Origin of the sequence: Sinorhizobium mexicanum (assembly GCF_013488225.1) — a bacterium.
Lineage (GTDB): Bacteria > Pseudomonadota > Alphaproteobacteria > Rhizobiales > Rhizobiaceae > Sinorhizobium > Sinorhizobium mexicanum.
The window spans coordinates 800,700-819,130 of the sequence record NZ_CP041241.1; the positions used below are offsets into that span (position 1 = coordinate 800,700).

16 protein-coding genes are annotated in these 18,431 nt (G+C 62.7%); 7 read left to right on the forward strand and 9 right to left on the reverse strand.

The annotated features are described in order from the left end of the window. Window positions 1-153: 153 nt before the first annotated feature. The 5 genes from FKV68_RS27950 to FKV68_RS27970 all read left to right on the forward strand — a co-directional run bounded on the left by FKV68_RS27950 (window position 154) and on the right by FKV68_RS27970 (window position 5,947). Window positions 154-957 (forward strand): SDR family NAD(P)-dependent oxidoreductase, encoded by an 804-nt coding sequence (locus FKV68_RS27950; protein ID WP_180943757.1) that lies wholly within the window; start codon window positions 154-156, stop codon window positions 955-957. Between the two features lie 303 nt (window positions 958-1,260). Then, window positions 1,261-2,199, forward strand: coding sequence for a GlxA family transcriptional regulator (locus tag FKV68_RS27955; RefSeq protein ID WP_180943758.1), 939 nt, complete (start codon window positions 1,261-1,263; stop codon window positions 2,197-2,199). 204 nt (window positions 2,200-2,403) lie between these two features. Further along, window positions 2,404-3,450 carry an alpha/beta fold hydrolase gene (locus FKV68_RS27960; RefSeq protein WP_180943759.1) on the forward strand — a complete coding sequence of 349 codons (1,047 nt, stop codon included), beginning with the start codon at window positions 2,404-2,406 and terminating at the stop codon, window positions 3,448-3,450. Between the two features lie 351 nt (window positions 3,451-3,801). Continuing rightward, a complete protein-coding gene (locus FKV68_RS27965; protein ID WP_180943760.1) occupies window positions 3,802-5,157 on the forward strand; it encodes an epoxide hydrolase family protein in 1,356 nt (451 codons plus the stop codon). Between the two features lie 154 nt (window positions 5,158-5,311). Continuing rightward, window positions 5,312-5,947, forward strand: coding sequence for a VOC family protein (locus tag FKV68_RS27970; protein ID WP_180943761.1), 636 nt, complete (start codon window positions 5,312-5,314; stop codon window positions 5,945-5,947). A 137-nt stretch (window positions 5,948-6,084) separates the two neighbouring features. On the opposite strand, the gene FKV68_RS27975 is transcribed toward FKV68_RS27970, so the two are convergent. From FKV68_RS27975 to FKV68_RS28005, 7 genes are all read right to left on the reverse strand, one after another. Continuing rightward, on the reverse strand, window positions 6,085-7,407 hold the full coding sequence (locus FKV68_RS27975) for an ATP-binding protein (RefSeq protein ID WP_180943929.1): 1,323 nt from the start codon (window positions 7,405-7,407) through the stop codon (window positions 6,085-6,087). Beyond that, on the reverse strand, window positions 7,404-8,141 hold the full coding sequence (locus tag FKV68_RS27980; RefSeq protein ID WP_180943762.1) for a response regulator: 738 nt from the start codon (window positions 8,139-8,141) through the stop codon (window positions 7,404-7,406). Before FKV68_RS27980 ends, FKV68_RS27975 begins: the two co-directional genes overlap by 4 nt. A gap of 98 nt (window positions 8,142-8,239) precedes the next feature. Next, on the reverse strand, window positions 8,240-9,571 hold the full coding sequence (locus FKV68_RS27985) for an epoxide hydrolase family protein (RefSeq protein WP_180943763.1): 1,332 nt from the start codon (window positions 9,569-9,571) through the stop codon (window positions 8,240-8,242). Between the two features lie 32 nt (window positions 9,572-9,603). Then, the gene (locus FKV68_RS27990) at window positions 9,604-10,005 is read right to left on the reverse strand and encodes a cupin domain-containing protein (RefSeq protein WP_180943764.1); all 402 of its coding nucleotides are present in this window, start codon (window positions 10,003-10,005) and stop codon (window positions 9,604-9,606) included. Between the two features lie 189 nt (window positions 10,006-10,194). After that, on the reverse strand, window positions 10,195-11,130 hold the full coding sequence (locus FKV68_RS27995) for an SDR family NAD(P)-dependent oxidoreductase (protein ID WP_180943765.1): 936 nt from the start codon (window positions 11,128-11,130) through the stop codon (window positions 10,195-10,197). Window positions 11,131-11,170: 40 nt separating this feature from the next. Next, window positions 11,171-12,172 carry a nitrilase-related carbon-nitrogen hydrolase gene (locus FKV68_RS28000; protein WP_180943766.1) on the reverse strand — a complete coding sequence of 334 codons (1,002 nt, stop codon included), beginning with the start codon at window positions 12,170-12,172 and terminating at the stop codon, window positions 11,171-11,173. A 115-nt stretch (window positions 12,173-12,287) separates the two neighbouring features. After that, window positions 12,288-12,761: a MarR family winged helix-turn-helix transcriptional regulator gene (locus tag FKV68_RS28005; protein ID WP_180943767.1), complete on the reverse strand. Its 474-nt coding sequence runs from the start codon at window positions 12,759-12,761 to the stop codon at window positions 12,288-12,290. Between the two features lie 241 nt (window positions 12,762-13,002). On the opposite strand from FKV68_RS28005, the gene FKV68_RS28010 reads away from it, so the two are divergent. Both FKV68_RS28010 and FKV68_RS28015 read left to right on the forward strand, forming a co-directional pair. Further along, window positions 13,003-14,043, forward strand: coding sequence for a patatin-like phospholipase family protein (locus FKV68_RS28010; protein WP_180943768.1), 1,041 nt, complete (start codon window positions 13,003-13,005; stop codon window positions 14,041-14,043). A 3-nt stretch (window positions 14,044-14,046) separates the two neighbouring features. Further along, complete coding sequence (locus FKV68_RS28015; protein WP_180943769.1) at window positions 14,047-15,501, forward strand: GntP family permease; 1,455 nt, start codon at window positions 14,047-14,049, stop codon at window positions 15,499-15,501. Here FKV68_RS28015 and FKV68_RS28020 read toward each other — a convergent pair. Beyond that, entirely contained in the window at window positions 15,394-17,175 is a 1,782-nt protein-coding gene (locus tag FKV68_RS28020; RefSeq protein WP_246452767.1) for an MFS transporter, read from the reverse strand. The genes FKV68_RS28015 and FKV68_RS28020 overlap by 108 nt on opposite strands. Continuing rightward, window positions 17,172-18,206 (reverse strand): HlyD family secretion protein, encoded by a 1,035-nt coding sequence (locus tag FKV68_RS28025; RefSeq protein WP_180943770.1) that lies wholly within the window; start codon window positions 18,204-18,206, stop codon window positions 17,172-17,174. The genes FKV68_RS28020 and FKV68_RS28025 overlap by 4 nt, the downstream gene beginning before the upstream one ends. Window positions 18,207-18,431: the final 225 nt, after the last annotated feature.

Below are 18,431 nucleotides of genomic sequence, written 5' to 3' on the forward strand. Positions count from 1 at the left end.
CCGGCGGGCCGTCGTCATTGGGTGCGTCGAGATCCTAGTCAGAGACATGCCATACGGCGACCTGTGTCCCAAATTGCTGGATATATGACATTTGAGACATAGCCGGTTCAGCCTAATATCGGGGCTCCAAATCCAACGCAAATGGAGCCTGTTATGAACCAGCACTCGAAAGGTACCGCGCTGATTACCGGCGCTTCCTCCGGCATTGGTGCGATCTATGCCGATCGCCTGGCGCGCAGGGGGTATGATCTGCTCCTTGTGGCCCGGAACCAGGCCCGCCTCAACGAACTCGCCAGGCGCCTTGCCGACGAGACCGGCCGCTCAATCGAGGTCGTTCAGGCGGACCTCGGCAACAAGGCCGATCTCGGCCGCATCGAACACATCCTTCAGACCGATGCCAGCATAACCCTGCTGGTCAATAACGCCGGCATCGGCGCGACTGCGCCGCTGCTCGCTTCTGATGTCGACAAGATGGAGGAGATGATCACGCTGAACGTCAGTGCGCTGACGCGGTTGACCTATGCGGTGGTCCCGGGCTTCGTTGACCGCGGGACCGGTGAGATCATCAACATTGCTTCGGTCGTCGGCATCGCGCCGGAAAGGCTGAATGGCGTCTACGGCGGAAGCAAGGCTTTTGTGCTCGCCTTCACGCGGTCGCTCCAGAGCGAGCTGGCCGACAAGAACATCCGCATTCAAGCCGTGCTTCCGGGAGCAACAGCCACCGACTTCTGGGCTATCGCCGGAACGCCGATAGAGCATGTCCCGAGTGAACTGGTCATGCCCGCCGAGGACATGGTGGACGCGGCACTCGCCGGCTTCGACATGGGCGAGCAAATCACCATTCCGGCGCTTCCGGACGCTGCCGATTGGGAGGCCTACGAGGCGGCGCGTCAGAGGCTTATACCGAACCTTTCACGCAGCGCGCCCGCCGCCCGCTACCGGGCCGCGGCAGGCTAGCGCGTCCGCACGGGGAGCGACACGGTACGCGCATTCTGGTCGGGCGCGTACCGTCTCCATCGATGAATGCCTCGACCGCTTGCGACCTGGCATGTCGGCGGCGCTGGGTGCTTCATCCGACGGTGACTCGCTGGCAGCGAGCGAAAGTGCTGGAACCGACCTGTCGGCGCCGGGACGCCGACCGGCCGTTAATTCAAGTGCCGACACGTGAGCCGGGATGCCGGCCGAGACTTTCGCAATGCAGGGGTTTATGCTATGTCGCAAATGCCACATATACAGCAATTCCGGCCAGGGATTTGCGTCATGCATCGCATCGGCTTTGTCGTCTTTCCAGGGTTCCAAGTCATGGGCTTCGCGGCGGTGACGGCCTTCGAGATGGCCAATATCGCGCTGGAAGAATCGTGCTACGAGATAGAGCTGCTCTCGGAGAGCGGCGGCGAGGTCAAGTCATCCGCCGGCTTCGGCGTCATCACGAAGGCCTTCGATGAGGCTACCTACGACACAGTCATGTTCGGCGCCGGCTCGACGATCGAGCCGATGACACCGGGACTGATCAACTTCGCGCGTCATGCGCTCGAAACGGCGCGGCGTGTAGCCGCCCCATGCACAGGCGCCTTCGTCCTCGCCGAATCCGGCCTTCTGGACGGACGCCGGGCGACCACCCATTGGGCCTTCGCGCGCCAGCTCCAGGAACGCTTCCCCACCGTGAAGGTTGAGGAGGACCGCATCTTCATCGTCGACGGCAGCGTCTGGACGTCGGCCGGAATGACGGCGAGCATCGACCTTGCGCTTGCGATGATCGAGAAGGACCACGGCCAGGACGTCGCACGCGCGGTTGCGCGCAAGCTGGTCGTCTATCATCGGCGCGCCGGCGGCCAGTCGCAGTTCTCCGCATTGCTCGAGCTCGATCCAAAGTCGGACCGGATCCAGAGATCGATCGACTACGCCAAGGCGAATCTGCGGGGGGTCCTTTCGGTGGAAGAGCTGGCGGATGCGGCCGGCTTGAGCGCGCGTCAGTTCAGCCGGGCGTTCCGGTCCGAGACGGGACAGTCGCCAGCCAAGGCGGTGGAGAACCTCAGGGTTGAGGCGGCGCGGCTGTTGATGGAGCAGGGCCGCCATTCCATGGACGTGATCGCGGAAGAAACCGGCTTTGCCGATCGCGATCGCATGCGCCGCGCCTTTCTTCGCACGCTTGGCCAACCGCCCCAAACGATCCGGCGGAATGCGCGCGAGAGCGCATAGGCAGTGGAGAGCCGTCGAAGAAGCAGCGTATCGGATGCTTCACGCGACCGTGCCGCGTGCTGACGCAGCGCCGCCAAATTGTATCTCAATGTATCTGCTCGCCTGATTTCGACACAGGCTTTCAATTTCACCGGCTGAGGACACAGCGGAGATAAGTCCGTGCCTGCATCTACAGTTGTCTTCAAACAGTCGGGGAAAAAATCGATGACAGAGGAAATCAACCAGCCGCGGCGGCGTTTCATGGGAATGGCGGCATTGACCGTCGCTGCCGCGCAGTTCGGCGTGACAAGTCTCGCCCACGCACAGTCAGCCAGCCGCGTCCGCATCTCAGCGACCGCGCCCGGGACCAACACATCGTTTGCCTCGCTCAAGCAGATCGACGCTGGCGTCCTCAATGTCGGCTATGCCGAGGTCGGCGCCAGTGACGCGCCCCCGGTCATCCTTCTGCATGGCTGGCCATACGACATTCACACCTATGTCGATGTGGCGCCGCTTCTGGCGGAGGCCGGCTATCGGGTGATCGTCCCCTATCTGCGCGGCTACGGCACGACGCGCTTCCTTTCGTCCGATACGCCACGCAATGGTCAACAGTCGGCGGTCGCCGCCGACATCATCGCCTTGATGGATGCGCTGGGAATCGAGAAGGCCGTCATCGCCGGCTGCGATTGGGGAGCAAGAACCGCCAACATCATCGCCGCTCTCTGGCCGGAGCGCTGCAAGGCGATGGTTTCGGTGAGCGGCTATCTGATCGGCAGCCGTGAAGCCAACAAGAAGCCCCTGCCTCCGAAGGCGGAGTTTGCCTGGTGGTACCTTTTTTATTTCGCCACGGAACGCGGGCGTGCTGGCTACGAGCAAAACCGGAATGAGTTCGCGAGGCTCATCTGGCAGCTGGCATCGCCGAAATGGAACTTCGACGACGCCACTTTCAACCGCAGCGCGGCGGCATTCGAGAACCCGGATCATGTCGACATCACGATCCACAATTACCGCTGGCGGATCGGCGTGGCGGACGGCGAGCGGAAATACGACGATCTGGAGGACAAACTCGCCAAATTTCCTGCGATCGATGTGCCGACGATCACGTTGGAGGGCGATGCCAACGGCGCCCCGCATCCGGACCCTGCAACTTACGCCAAGAAATTCCCTGGCAAGTACGAGCATCGGCTGATCACGGGTGGCATCGGCCACAACCTGCCGCAGGAAGCGCCGCAGGCCTTTGCTCAGGCCGTCGTCGACGTCGATCGTTTCTGATCCGCTTCGCCGGTGATGGTTGAACCCGGGAATGCCCGACGACAGCCGTCACCGATGCACTCCTCCTGGTGGGATCGGCGAAGCCGGTCCCTGGAAAACCACTCAAACGTCATCGTCCTGGCGGAGCTAGGAGATTCCGGATCGGAGGCGGTAGGCCGAAGGCCGATCCGTCGCCTGTCGCGCTGTGTGCGTGGCCTAAAGTGCTGCATATATGACATTTGAGACATCAGGTTCTGGATTTAGTATCGGCTCTCCAAGTCAACGGAATGCAGCGAACTTTAAGATCCCGGCCTTTCGGGCCGACACCACATCGGCGGCATCCCGCCGCCCTGAGAGAATAGGAGAATGATCATGCCCAGACATTTTTCGCTGAGCGGCAAACGCCATCGTCTTGCGGTCTCCGCCCTGGCAATCGGGATCTTTCTTCCCGCGGCCAACACCTTCGCCGAAACAGCGTCGCCTGCCCAGAGCATTCAGACGCAGGTCACGACAGCCGGTACGGACGGAACAAAGTCGACCGCCGACGAATCCATCCGTCCGTTCCAGTTCCACGCGTCGGACGAGGCCCTTGCCGACCTTACGCGGCGCATCGCCGCAACCAAGTGGCCGGGGAGGGAACTGGTGTGGGATGCCACCCAGGGCGTTCAACTCGACACCATGGAGAAGCTCGCCCGCTATTGGTCGAAGGATTACAACTGGCGCAAGTTCGAAGCCAAGCTCAATGCCTTGCCGCAATTCGTCACCAACATCGACGGGCTCGACATCCATTTCATTCACGTGCGTTCAAAACACAAGAACGCTTTGCCGGTGATCGTCACGCACGGGTGGCCCGGCTCGATCGTCGAGCAGATGAAGATAATCGATCCCCTGACGAACCCCACAGCCCATGGCGGCAGCGAAGCGGACGCGTTCGACATCGTTATTCCATCTCTGCCGGGCTACGGATTTTCTGGCAAGCCCACCGAACTCGGCTGGGATCCCGCCCGGATTGCAAGGGCCTGGACGGTGCTGATGAAGCGCCTGGGTTACACCAGATTCGTCGCACAAGGTGGCGACTGGGGTGATGCCGTGACCGAGCAGATGGCCGTGCAGGCACCGCCGGAACTCCTCGGCATTCACACCAACATGCCGGCGACTGTGCCGGAGGAAATCCAGAAGGCGCTCGACGCCGGTGGCTCGCCGCCGTCGGGGCTCTCGTCCGATGAGCGCCACGCCTATGAGCAGCTCGATTTCTTCTACAAGAACGGGCTCGCCTACGCTCAGGAGATGAGCAAGCGCCCACAGACACTGTACGGCATTGAAGACTCGCCAATCGGCCTCGCCAGCTGGATACTCGACCACGATGCACGCAGCTATGGGCTTATCGCCCGCGTATTCGATGGCCAGCGCGAAGGCCTCACACGAGACGACGTGCTCGACAATATCACTCTCTACTGGCTGACGAACACGGCCGTTTCTTCGGCGCGCCTCTATTGGGAAAACAAGTTCGCGTTTTTTGCTCCTAAGGGTGTTTCGATTCCGGTTGCCGTCAGCGCGTTTCCGGACGAACTTTATCAGGCACCGCGTTCCTGGGCAGAGAAAGCGTTCCCCAAGCTCATTCATTACAACCGGCTTGAGAAAGGCGGGCACTTTGCCGCCTGGGAACAGCCGGACGTCTTCGCCCGGGAACTCAGAGCCTCGTTCCAGTCACTGCGTCAGTCGATCTGAGAAAACTACTGCACGTTAGATCGTAGTCGATTTAAGGGTAAAACATGCAGCAATTCAAAGCGATACGGCGTCCTTCGCGCGTCAGATAAGACGCGCGGCGCTGCAGGGCGGTGCGTTGCCCGTGCCGCCCCTTTTCCAACGCAAGGAGAAAAACATGGCAACGGAAACCACCATCGTAAGAGCGCCATCGGTCGATCTCAAGCTCGAGGTCGTCGTCATCCCTGTTTCCGACATCGATCGTGCCAAGAGTTTCTATGGCGGTCTCGGTTGGAGGCTGGACGCCGACTTCGCCGTCGGTGACGCGTTCCGCGTCGTGCAGTTCACACCGCCAGGGTCGCCGAGCTCTGTTCACTTCGGTAAGGGGATCACCTCGGCCGCGCCCGGCTCGGCGAGCGGGATGTACCTGGTCGTGTCGGACATCGAGGCGGCGCGCGCCGAACTCATCAGACACGGCGCCGAGGTGAGCGAAATCTTCCATCGCACCGGCCCCGGACAACCGCCGGTGAGCGGACGGCACCCGGAGCGGGGCAGCTACCGCTCCTACGCCACATTCAGCGATCCGGACGGTAACGGCTGGCTCCTGCAGGAGGTCACCGAGCGCTTGCCGGGCCGCGTCGATGCGGGCGCCACGACATTTACCTCGGGGGCGGAACTTGCGAGCGCCTTCCGGCGTGCGGAGGCAGCTCACGGCGAATACGAGAAGCAACTCGGCCACCGCGACGAGGACTGGCCTAACTGGTACGCCGAGTACATCGTCCGGGAACAGGCCGGCGAGCGGCAACCAGCATAAGCGGCGACCGCCGCATGAATGAATGCGAGAGCAGGGCGGCCGATGCCGCCCTGCTGCCGTGGAGAGCGCCAGTTCACGCTTTACGTGATGTTAAGATGCCTAACGCTTTGAAATTCAGACATTCCACATGTGTGCGACTAGCGGAGGGCGATTTCTGCCGCCAGGCCGCCGCCGTCGCGGTTCCGCAAGGTCAGCGATGCGCCGATTGCTGCCGCGAGCTGTTGGGCGATGGCAAGCCCGAGACCCGTCCCGCCCGTGTCGCGGTTGCGCGACTGCTCCAAGCGGAAAAAGGGTTTCATCACGGCTTCCAGCTGGCTTTCCGGAATACCCGGACCACGATCGAGCACTCTAATCAGCACGGTGTCGTCGGCGCGACGCTGTACCTCGATTTCGGCACTGCCGCCGAACTTGAGCGCATTATCGATCAGGTTGGTGAGAATTCGTCGTAGGGCGTGCGGGCGGGTCACAAGTGCCCCGTCTCCGAGCTCGCTGACCGTTACCGCCTTACCGGTATCCTGATAGTCATAAGCAAGGCTCTCGATGAACGAGGCGAGATCGATGCGTGACGCCTTTTCCTCTTTGCCGTGGGCGCTGCGCGCATAGGTGACGCCTTCCTTGACGAGACGTTCGACTTCGCCGAGGTCCTGGATGAGCTTGTCCCTGTCGATGGAATCTTCGGCCATTTCGGCACGGAGTTTCATGCGCGTAATCGGTGTCTGCAGATCATGTGAGATCGCCGCGAGGATCTGCACGCGCTCCTCCAGGTAATGCGCGATCCGATCCCGCATCGCATTGAAGGCGGTAGCAGCATAGGCGACTTCGCTTGGTCCGGTCTCGCTGAGCCGCGGCGTGTTGCTGTTCGGATCAAGCGTGTCGGCGGCTCTCGCCAGGTTGGCGAGGGGACGGATTGCAAGACGCATCGCGAGCCAGCTGCACAGCACCAAGAGCGAAAGCTGCGCGATGAGGACGTAAGGCAGCCAGTCAGCCACAGGCATGACGCCCCTTGGCGTGACGTCTATCGTCAGCGGTTCACCGTCGCTCAAGCGAAGATGCGCCTGAAAATGGCGGCCTCCGCCGGAGATCGATTCAACCTCGATCGGGTATTTCGGACCCAGCGCGCTCTGGATCCTGGAGGCGACCTCGGCGTCATCCGCCTCAAGCACGGGATTGCCGGACGTGCCTTCCCCCAAAACGAACCGGTAGGACCCGCGGCCAAGTTGATCCAGCCAGGCGACGCGTTCGGCCGCGGGGAGCCGGTCGAGGATGGCGATCGATGTTGCGAGATCGTTTTCGAGCGTATTGAACATCACCGACCTGGCGGCGATGTAGCGTTCCGAAAACAGCACCGCGAACGACATGGCGTGGGCAACCGCCAAGCCGGCAAGCAGAATAACGAATAGCCGCGCTCTGAGTGTACGCGGCCACAGGCGAATTCCGTTGAGAACGCTGGGCGCCATCAGCGGGGCTCCACGATTTCGACCGGCATCGAAAAAACATAGCCTTCGCTGCGCACGGTCTTGATGTAGGCCGGTTCCCGGGCATCGTCGCCGAGGCGTTGGCGAACCCGGCTGACCAGAAGATCGATGGAGCGGTCGAAGAGCTCGGCATCGCGTCCCTGTGTGAGATTGAGCAGCTGGTCGCGGTTGAGGACACGTTGCGGATGGTCGACGAAGACACGCAGCAGCCGGTATTCCGCACCACTGAGCGCAACCGCCGTGCCTTCGGCATCCACGAGATGCCGGGCCGTGGTGTCGAGCTTCCATTGGCCGAAACGCAACAGTCGACCGGCCTCGGAAACCTGCAGGTTCGGAGGCAGCATGCGCGCGCGCCGCAGGACCGCCTTGATGCGGGCGAGCAGCTCGCGCGCCGAGAACGGCTTGGCGACGTAGTCGTCCGCCCCCATTTCGAGCCCGATGATGCGATCCATTTCGTCGGAGCGGGCGGTCAGCATGACGATGGGCGTCGCCTTGTGTCTGCCCACGCGCAACTCGCGGCTCAACACAAGCCCGTCGTCGCCCGGCATCATGAGATCGAGAATGATCAGATCAACCGTATTGGCCTCGAGGAATGTGCGCATCTGGCGTCCGTCGGCGACGGCGGTGACGCGTAAACCGTTCTTCGTCAAGTATGCCGAGACCAGCTCCCGGATTTCCCGATCGTCGTCGACGATCAGGATGTGATCTATGTGCTCCATGAGGCGATCTCCACCGTTGAACTGCCATTTATTATCAAAATGAGCGTGCCGCGGTAGGGGTACTCAAACAGCTCCTGCGCCTGTGGCGAAGCGAAGCCTCAGAGCCGACGCAGGGGACGGAAAGCGGCGCGCAGCTCGGCGCTGAATAGATCCGGCTCTTCCCACGCGGCGAAGTGCCCGCCCTTATCCACGCGGTTGTAGTAGATGAGATCCTTGTACGCCCGCGCAGCCCAGCTCTTCGGCGGCCTGTAGACCTCGCCCGGGAAAATCGTCACTGCTGCCGGGATCGAGATGCCGGCCGGCTTGTTGTTGCCGGCATTGTTTTCCCAGTAAATCCGGCCGCTCGAGGGCCCTGTATTCGTCAGCCAGTACAGCGTGATGTTGTCGAGGATCTCATCATGGCTGAGCGACCGCTCCGGTTCGCCACGGGTAAACACCCAGTCAGCGATCTTGTCGTAGAACCATGCCGCCAGGCCTACTGGCGAGTCGGCGAGACCGTAGCCGACGGTCTGCGGACGCGTGCCCATGATCGCGGCATAGCCGAATCCCTTGTTGAGGAACTCCCGGGCCTCATCAAACACCGCCCGTTCCTCCGCGCTGAGCTCAGCCGGAGCAGGACTCCCGTCCTTAAGAGCCTTCGCAACATCCGGCGGCAGCGTGGTGGAGCGCTCGATCCTGTTGACATGGATGCCGAGCAGACCGGCGGGTGCCTGGCGTCCCATGGCATCCGAAATGATGGCACCCCAGTCGCCGCCTTGTGACACGTAGTGGCTGTAGCCAAGGCGCTTCATGAGGACGTCCCAGGCGCTGGCGATGCGGGCTGGGTTCCAGCCGCTATCCTTGGGTTTCTCGGAAAAGCCGAAGCCAGGAAGGGACGGAAGCACCAGATGGAAGGCGTCTTCCGCCGTCCCTCCGTGCGCGGTCGGATCCATCAGCGGACCGATGGTTTTCAGCAACTCGAAAATCGAGCCGGGCCAACCGTGGGTCATGATCAGCGGCAAGGCGTTCGCGTGACGGGAGCGAACGTGGATGAAATGAATGTCGAGGCCGTCGATATTCGTCTGGAACTGCTGAAGCGCGTTGAGTTTCTCCTCTGCCTTGCGCCAGTCGTAGCCGGTCTCCCAATAGCGCACGAGTTCCTGAAGCTTGTCGAGTTGCACGCCCTGGGAGCGGTCGCTCACCGTTTCCGGGTCGGGCCAGCGCGTCGCGGCAAGGCGACGGCGGAGATCGACGAGTTCTGCTTCAGGCACATCGACGCGGAAAGGGCGGACGGCGTCTGCCGCCAGAGGCGACGGGGCGGCAGCCATCACGGAGCGCATCGTGACCGCAAGGCCTGCCGCAACCGCTCCGTTTACGAGCAAGGCCCGCCGGGAGAGAGTGAAAGCGCTGGTCGAGTTGGGTGGTGCCAAGTTCGCATCCCGTTTATCCATGGTTCCCAGTATCCATTTCATCGCAAAAAGGCTCACTTGACCGGCACGACGAGCGGCTTGCCCTTCGTGACGATATAGGTTGCGAGTTCCGAGGCCTTGCTGCTGCCGACATTCTTCGCCACGTGGGCCACCCCGTCCGGAATGAACAGGGCCTCGCCGGCGCGCAGCGTTACCGGCGCTTTGCCCTCGAGCTGATACTCGAGCGCGCCTTCGAGGACATAGGCGACCTCTTCGCCCGGATGGGAATGCTTGATCGAGACCGCGCCCGGCTCGATGTCGACACGCACCTGCACGACCTCGCGCCCGGGAGTGCCAAGATCATCCTCGAGGACATCGGTGCGATGAATTCCCGGCTGCTGCGCCTCAGCAACATTGAGCGTCCATCCGCTGCCAACGATCAGCAGGGCAGCGGCCATGATCCGAGTGGATTTCATAAGGTCATCCTTTCACACCTATGATCGAGCCTACGTCTTCGAGGCCTGCGTCGATTTGAGCGAAGGCGTGTATTGGTGATGTGTCGGGCGCGCGGGAGATTTGTAAGTGCATGTATTCGCAGGCCGCGCCGACATGCCACCGTCGTTTCGGCGGGCCGGGCGCGGACCCGGCCGGCACTGGACTTACCCTCAGGCCGAAGCTTCACGCTGCGTGAATTCAGCGGCATGGAGCTTGACGAAGTCATACACGCTCGTCGGCGTTCTGCCTGTGAGCTTGAACAGGTCGTCGGTCATGCGGTCGTACCGGTCTTCCGCGTGTAGCTTCGACATCACGGAAAGGTGGCTGGCAAGGTGATCAGGGACACCCAAGCCGCGCAGCGCCTCGATCCAGCGGGCAAGCGGGACGTTGCGATAGGTTATCTTGCGGCCCAATGCCTCGGAGAACACTCGTGCATAATGTTCCAGGTTCGCCGACTCGTAACCGGTCAGATTGTAGATCTTGCCGATGTGAGGCGCCGGATCGTCGAGGATGATCGAGACGGCGCGCGCCACGTCGACGGCCGAGACCGGCGAGGTCTTGCTGTCGCCGAGCGGCAGTGCCAGCTCGTCGCGCTGCTTGACGCCTGCGGCGGCTAGCCGCAGGAAAAAGCCTTCAAGGAACACCGTCGGGCGCACGGTCACGACCGGAAGCCCCGACCAGGCCAGGGCCTGTTCGGCAAGCCAGTGTAGCTTGTGCTGTGGGCTGGCGGTGGTTTCGGTGATGCTCATCTGCGTCACCGTCATCTGCGACATGTTTACGAATGCTTCGACGCCGTGGTGCCGCGCCACGGCGGCCGTGTTGACGGTCGCTTCGAGATAGGCCGGCGAAACGGACATTCCGAAGTAAATGCGGGAAACGCCCTCCATGGCGCGGTGCATCGATCGAAGATCGGTCAGGTCTCCCTGCACGACTTCCGCGCCGAGCCGCCTCAGGCTCTCCGCACGCACGTCCTCCTTGCGCACCAGCGCCCGCACCTTCTTGCCCTTGGCCAGCAGCATTTCGGTGACGTTGCGGCCGATGCCGCCAAGGTCGCCGGCCGCTCCCGTTACCAGGATCGGCCTTTCATTCGCGGATATCGTGGTCATCATGAATTCCTTTCGATTACAATTTGTTGAGGCCGTTTGTTCAGACGATCTCGATCGTCTTGCGCTCGTCGGCAGCCGCTCGCAGGAATTCGACCCTCGACGAAGCGGTGCGCTCGTGGACGTGAGGTGCGGGTGTCCGGTCGATAAGCAGGCTCAGCGTTTCCGGACGGCTGTAGTGGCCGGCCGCATCCATGAGCTTCTTGCGTTGATCGATCAGGGCGAAGTCGAGATCGGCGATTACTTCGCCTTCGCCCTCCGTGATCGGCTCGCCGATGATCTGGCCTTCCGGGTTCACGATGGCGGTAAAGCAACCGCCGGAGATCGGTCCGATCGAGCAGCCGGTATCCTTCATGATCTGGGCCTGCTGGTCGGCATAAAGCCAGGCCGTCGCGTTGACCACGAAGCAGGCCGATTCGAGCGCGTGCTGGCGGATGCTGACTTGCATCTTGTCCGCAAACGGCTGGCCGTAGGCCGATCCGGGGTACATCGCAGAGTGGATCTGCTCGCCGTCGGCGATGAGGGCATAGCGGGCCAGCGGCATGAAGTGCTCCCAGCAGGCGAGTTGCCCGATGCGACCGACGGCGCTGTCGACGGCGACGAGGCCCGACCCGTCGCCCTGGCCCCAGACCAGGCGTTCGTGGTAGGTGGGCGTGAGTTTGCGACGGCGCTGGATCAGCGTGCCGTCCGCATCGAAGAGAAGCTGCGTATTGTAGATCGTGCCACCGGCTCGCTCATTGACGCCAATCGAGACCACCATGCTCGCCGCCTTCGCAGCCTCGCCGATTGCATCGGTCTCGGGAGAGGGAACCGTGACCGACTGTTCGAGCAGCCGCTGATGCTCCTTCCCGTGCATCAGGTCGAGGGCCGACTGCACGAAAGAGAAGTAGGGGTAGTAAGGGACGAGCGTCTCGGGGAAGGTGGCGAACCGGACGCCCTGTTTGCCGAGTTCCCGGATCTTCTTCACGACCTTTGCGACCGTGCCCTCTCTACTGTAGAGCACGGGGCTGATCTGCACGGCGGCGGCTCTGACGATGGTACTCACGCTATTCTCCTTTCAGGTTGACGGTACGAGGTCAAACTCGTGCTGCATATACAACATTCGACTCTGAGCAATTCCACCAACGTGGGTATCGCCCCCGTCCGGAATTGCTTTATGTTCAAAGGCCTTCAAGTTCATCAGGAGGGAGCCTGTCGGCCACGCCGATGATGGCATTGACACCTTCCTCGCCGAGCAACTCCCGTGCCTTGGCCTGGGCCGATCGCCACGCAGGCGCCGCGGAAACCAATAATTCCTTGCCCGTTTCCGATATGAAGACCGGGCGGCTCCGGCCGCCCGCTTCGGAAGCCATCTCCTTGACCCACCCCTCCGACAGGAGTGGCGCCAGATTGCGCGTGAGCGTCGAGCGGTCCTGGTAGTTGGCCCGCCCGATCTCGGCGCGGCTTGCACCACCCAGTTTCGCGATCAACACCAGCAGCGAGAACTGCGAGGCATTGACACCGTGCGGCCGAAGTGCGTGATCGTAAATGCCGGTTATGACGCGCGAAATCCGACGCGTGCGCGTCATCACGCAATTGCGGGTGACTTCGACTACCACGCCTGCATGGGCTGTCTTGATTTCGGTGCTGGTCATCAGGACTCTCGCTATGGTGCATATACAACAAGCCCAATATGGTGCATATGCAGCATTCTGTCAATTGCCTTGACGTCATGCTGAATGTAACGCGACCAAAGCGGCTCGTCCTCCGGGTCTTGGCCGTGAGGATCTTGCGGATCACGTCAGTTCTGCCTGCCCTCAATACGGGAGAGGGTGACTGGTGCGCAATTCTGCGATACTGTTTGTGCGCCGCACAATCTCGAAACAGGCAGGGCTGATGCCGGCAACCGCGAAGGCAATGCAACGGGTCCCACTCCGCGTCGACCTTGCCCTTCAGGGCGGTGGCGCCCATGGTGCCTTTTCCTGGGGCGTGCTCGATCGCCTTCTGGAGGAACCATGGCTGGCAATCGAGGGAATTTCCGGCACCTCCGCCGGAGCCATGAACGCGGCGGTCATGGCGCACGGCTATGCCGTCGACGGCGCGGCAGGCGCCCGCGAGGCATTGGGGGCATTCTGGCGCAAGGTATCGGAGGCGGCGCGCTTCAGTCCCTTCCAGCGCGGCCCCCTCGATGTCCTGCTCGGCCGCTGGACGCTCGACCACTCACCGGTTTTCGTGGCGATGGACATGATGGCGCGGGTGTTCTCGCCTTACAATCTCAACCCCACCGGCGCCAACCCGCTCCGCGCCATACTGGCGGAGACCGTCGATTTCGGGCGGCTCTCGTCCAGTCCGATCAAGCTCTTCGTGACGGCAACGAATGTCCGCACCGGCCGCGGGCGTGTGTTCCGCAACGGCGAGCTGACGCCGGACGTGCTGCTTGCTTCCGCATGCCTGCCGACGCTGTTTCAGGCAGTCGAGATCGATGGTGAGGCCTATTGGGACGGCGGCTACGCCGGCAACCCGACGATCACGCCGCTGGTTCGCGAATGCACATCGCAGGACACCATCCTCGTGCAGATCAACCCGGTTGAAAGGCCGGGCACCCCTCGGTCCGCGCGCGAGATCCTCAACCGCGTCAATGAGGTCTCGTTCAACGCGGTCCTTCTGAAGGAACTGAAGATGATCGCCCTGCTTCGCAAGGTAGCGCAGCTGGAGGATGACGAGGGCGCGCGCTGGGCGTCGATGCGCATCCATCGGGTCGCAAGCGACACCATGACCGACCTCGGCTACTCCTCAAAGCTCAATGCGGAATGGGAGTTCCTTACCATGTTGCAAGACGCGGGGCGCAGGTCCGCCGATGCCTTCCTCGCCGCCCACGGCGACGATCTCGGCCACCGCTCATCGCTCGATCTCGATATCTTGCTGGAAGGGGTCTGACGGGTGGGGCTTCTCGGCATTCTGATCGGGCTCGGGCTACTGATCTGGCTCGCCTTCCGCGGCTGGAGCGTGCTGCTGCTGGCGCCGCTTGGCGCCCTCGTTGCCGCGCTCTTTGCCCGCGAACCACTGCTGGCGCATTGGACGCAGACCTTCATGAACAGCGCCGCAGGCTTTTTCGCTCAGTTCTTTCCGCTGTTCCTGCTCGGCGCACTCTTCGGCAAGCTGATGGAGGACAGCGGTTCAGTAACCGCCATTGCGGATTTCATGATGCGGCGACTGGGAAAGGACCACGCGATCCTTGCTGTCGTCATCGCCGGTGCGCTGATCACCTATGGCGGCGTCAGTCTTTTTGTCGCCTTCTTCGTCCTTGTGCCGATGGCGCAGGAGCTGTTCCGGTCGACGGGGGTCCCGCGGCGGCTGATACCTGCGGCGATCGTTCTTGGAACATCTACCTTCACCATGTCGGCGTTTCCGGGCACGCCATCGATACAGAATGCCATCCCGATGCCTTTCTTCGGTACCACGCCGTTTGCGGCGCCGGGACTCGGCATCGTCGCTTCGGCGATCATGCTTTCCTTCGGCATATGGTGGCTTCGTCGCGTCGCGGCGGCGGCGCGCAGGGCCGGCGAAGGGTTCGGGGAGGGCGCCCCCGCGACGCCCGAAAGTCTTGCTTCCGACGACCGGCTCCGCGAACGCGCCACGGTGGGCAGGGAATTCGACCCGGCCGAAATCGCACGGGGCCGCCATGCCGAGGCCGGGCCGCCAATCACGGTCGCGGTGCTGCCGCTTGCTGTGGTTGTCATCGTCAATCTCAGCATGGCGCTGTTGATCCTGCCGGCGCTTGACTTCGGGTTTCTTGCGGATGATCGCTGGGGCGGGATCTCCCGCTCCGCAGTCAGCGGTGTGTGGGCCGTCGTTACGGCGCTGGCAGCCGCGGTTGCGACAGTCGTCGTGTTTAATTTCCGGCGACTGCCGGCACTGCGCGCGACGATGGACGCAGGTGCCAACGCGTCCGTCCTCCCGGCGGTCGCCGTCGCCAGCCTGGTCGGCTTCGGAGCGGTTGTCGCGGCGATGCCCGCCTTTGAGGTCGTACGCGACTGGGTGCTCGGCATCGGTGGCGGACCTCTCGTTTCGATCGCTGTGGCCACGAATATCCTTGCGGCCCTCACCGGCTCTGCTTCCGGCGGTCTCACGATCGCCCTCGACGCGCTTGGCAGCACCTACCTGATGCGTGCGCAAGAAACGGGTCTCGACCCGGCCCTGTTGCACCGCGTCGCGGTCATCGGGGCGGGTACCCTCGATAGCCTGCCTCACAACGGGGCAGTCGTTACCCTTTTGGCTGTCTGCGGCTCAACCCACGGAGAAAGCTACCGCGACATCGTTATCGTCGGAATCATCGGTGCTCTCCTCGCCCTGAGCCTGGTCATCGTTTTGGGGACGATTTTCGGCTCGTTCTGATACGTCCGTGAAAAAGGGGATTGCGCCTGAGCCACCGTCGGGTTCAGCGCCGGACTGCGGGTCGTGGCTGCACCCCTGCGTATCGAGAAAACGCGCCGCGCGCACTTTCGCATACCGGGCGATACCGATCTTGATGGCTACCAGCACGGGTGCGGCGAATACAAAGAGCAGGGCGACCGCGTTGAAGGCCGTGTCGAAGGCGATCACGGTGGACTGGCCTGTCACGGCTCGGCCCAGCAGGCTCGCGGCAGCCCGGCCGGCGGCCGCGGCGTCCATTCCTTTCGCCGCGAGCATCGCTGCCGTCGCCGTCAGCCGGTCGATGACCGCGTGCCCCCCTGCGGTGACATTGGCACCGAGGACCGCGACATTGCCGGCGACGTTGTGGTCGATCAGGGTCTGGAGTGCGGCGACCCCCGCAAGGCCACCAAGCTGGCGACCCGTATTGAAGAGGCCGATCCCGGAGGCGAGGTTTCGGCTGTCGAGATTGCTGAAGGCGATCAGGGTGATCGACAGGAACAGGAAGCCAAGGCCGAACCCGCGCAACAGGATCGCTGCCATCATGTCGCCTGCGCCGCTTTCGCTGGTCGATCCGGAGAGCATCCACATCGCGACCGTGATCATCAGGATGCCAAAGGGTACGGTTGCGAACGGAGGAACGCGGCGAACCTGCATGAGAAAGGCGGCAATGAGGAGCGCGCCGACAAAAAGCGCGCCGCTCGGCAACAGCAACTGCCCGGCATCGGTGGGGGTGAAGGCGAGGACGGACACCGCAAACGACGGGATCAGGAATGCGCTCCCGAACAATGCCGCGCCGGCGACAAAACTGACGATAAAGGCGAAGAGAAAATCGTCCGACTTGAACACGGTAAAGTCGAGCAGGCCTTGGCCCTTTGCCAACACCTGTTGACCGAGAAATGTAAGCAGAGCGGCCACACCGATCACTGTCAGCCACAGGATGCGTGGTTCCTCGAACCAGTCCCACCGGCTGCCCTGGCTGAAGACGTAGGTGAAGCAGAAAAGCATGACCGATACCAGCGAGAATCCGACCCAGTCAGATGGACGCCGTGCGCTTCTGGCGGGCATCGGGCCGTCCGCGATAAGCAGGAGCCCAACAGCCGCGAGCGCGACCGGCATGATGCTGAAGAAGATCCATGTCCAGGATTGGCTATCGAGCAGCCACCCCTGAAGGGCAGGGGCGATCGTCGCGGGGGCGACGACGGACCCCATCGCAAACAGGGCTTGAAGGATGGGCTGGCGGGATCGCCGATAGGCGAGAAAAATGACCGCCTGGCCACTGACGAGCAGGGCGGCGCCGGAGAAGCCCTGAACCATGCGCAGCGCGATCAGCAAATCCAGCCGGAACGTGACGGCAGCGATGCCGCACGCCGCGCCCATGGCGAGCGTCGCGGCGATGATCAGACTCAGCGGATTGATACGGCTCATCAGCCAGGGGACGGTCATGAATCCGATAAGTTTCAGAGCGGTGTATCCGACGTCCAGCCAGGCGAACTCATCGGGCGTCGCGTATGTGTCGCCGATGATATCACCGCGGCCGAGCGACAGCACGGTACTCGCGATCGCCTCCGTGAGCGTGGCAAGCACGATGCCTGCGACGAGAAGGGCCCCTGTCTCTGTACTGCCGCGGCTCGGTGCGATGGCGACGACGGTGGTCACGAGCCGCTTCCTGTATCGACGGTGACACGCGCCGAAAGGCCCGGCACGAGGCGCCCAGCCAGCGGATTGCTGGCAAACCGGATCTTGACCGGAACCCGCTGCACGACGCGAACGAAGTTCCCCGTTGCATTGTCGGCAGGCAGCAAGCTGAAGGCGGACCCGCTGCCGGGCGCAAAGCTGTCGACCACGCCTTCAAGCGTTCCGTTCGGGTAGCCGTCGATGATGACGCGGGCGCGCTGCCCGGGGTGTATGTTTTCGAGCTGGGTTTCCTTGAAATTCGCCACGAGCCACACGTCGTCGACCGGAACGATATCAAGCAGGGAGACGCCCGGCGCCACAAGCCGGCCGACACGGACCTGGCGGTTGCCGATAACGCCGCCGACGGGCGCACGCACCACTGTGCTCTCGAGATCGATCTGGGCGAGATCGCGCGCCGCCTCTGCCTGCGCCACCGCCGCGACGGCAGCTTCGCGCTGGGCGGCAAGGACGGCGATGCGCTGCTGTTGGGCTTCCAGCGTCGCGGAGGCGGCCGACACGCTCGCCTCGGCTCTCGTTCGCGCCGCGTCACTCTCGTCGACATGGGCCTGGCTGATGGTGTTGCTGCGGATCAGTTCGCGGCGGCGATCATAGGCTTTTATCGCCAGAGTCAACTCGGCCACGGCCGAACGTCTCTGGGCTTCGGCCTGCCGGATGAGGGCATGCTGAAGCTCCGTCTCCGCGTCGGCATTGACGAGCCGAGCCTGGGCGGCATCGACATTGGCCACCGCTTGCGCAAGCCGCGCGCGGTAGTCGCGATCGTCGATCCGGAACAGGACGTCACCCGTCCGGACGGTCTGGTTGTCCTTGACTTCTACCGCCGTGACGTAGCCAGCGACCTTTGGGGCGAGCGAGGTGACATCGCCGCGGACATAAGCATTATCGGTCGACGTCGAGCCGGTCGAACGGGCCCAGGCCCAACCGGCCGCCACGACGATCACGGCGCCGAGGCACAGCGCCAAGCCGACGATCTTTTTCTTGTTAAGCTGCGCCACGACGATCTCCGGTAATGTTCGTTACCATTGGACATCTACGGTAATGGCTGTTACCCGTCAAGGGGATGCATTGCCCACCGGCATTTTTTGCGTTCGTTTTTCCTGTCCTGACGAGCGTAGTGGCTGAAGGATTTGCAGTCGACTATACAAAGGTTGGCTAGAGCCTCCCGCCTTCAAGTGGAATCGTGAAAGCCGATAAGATGCTCTAGAATCAAAGTTCTAGAG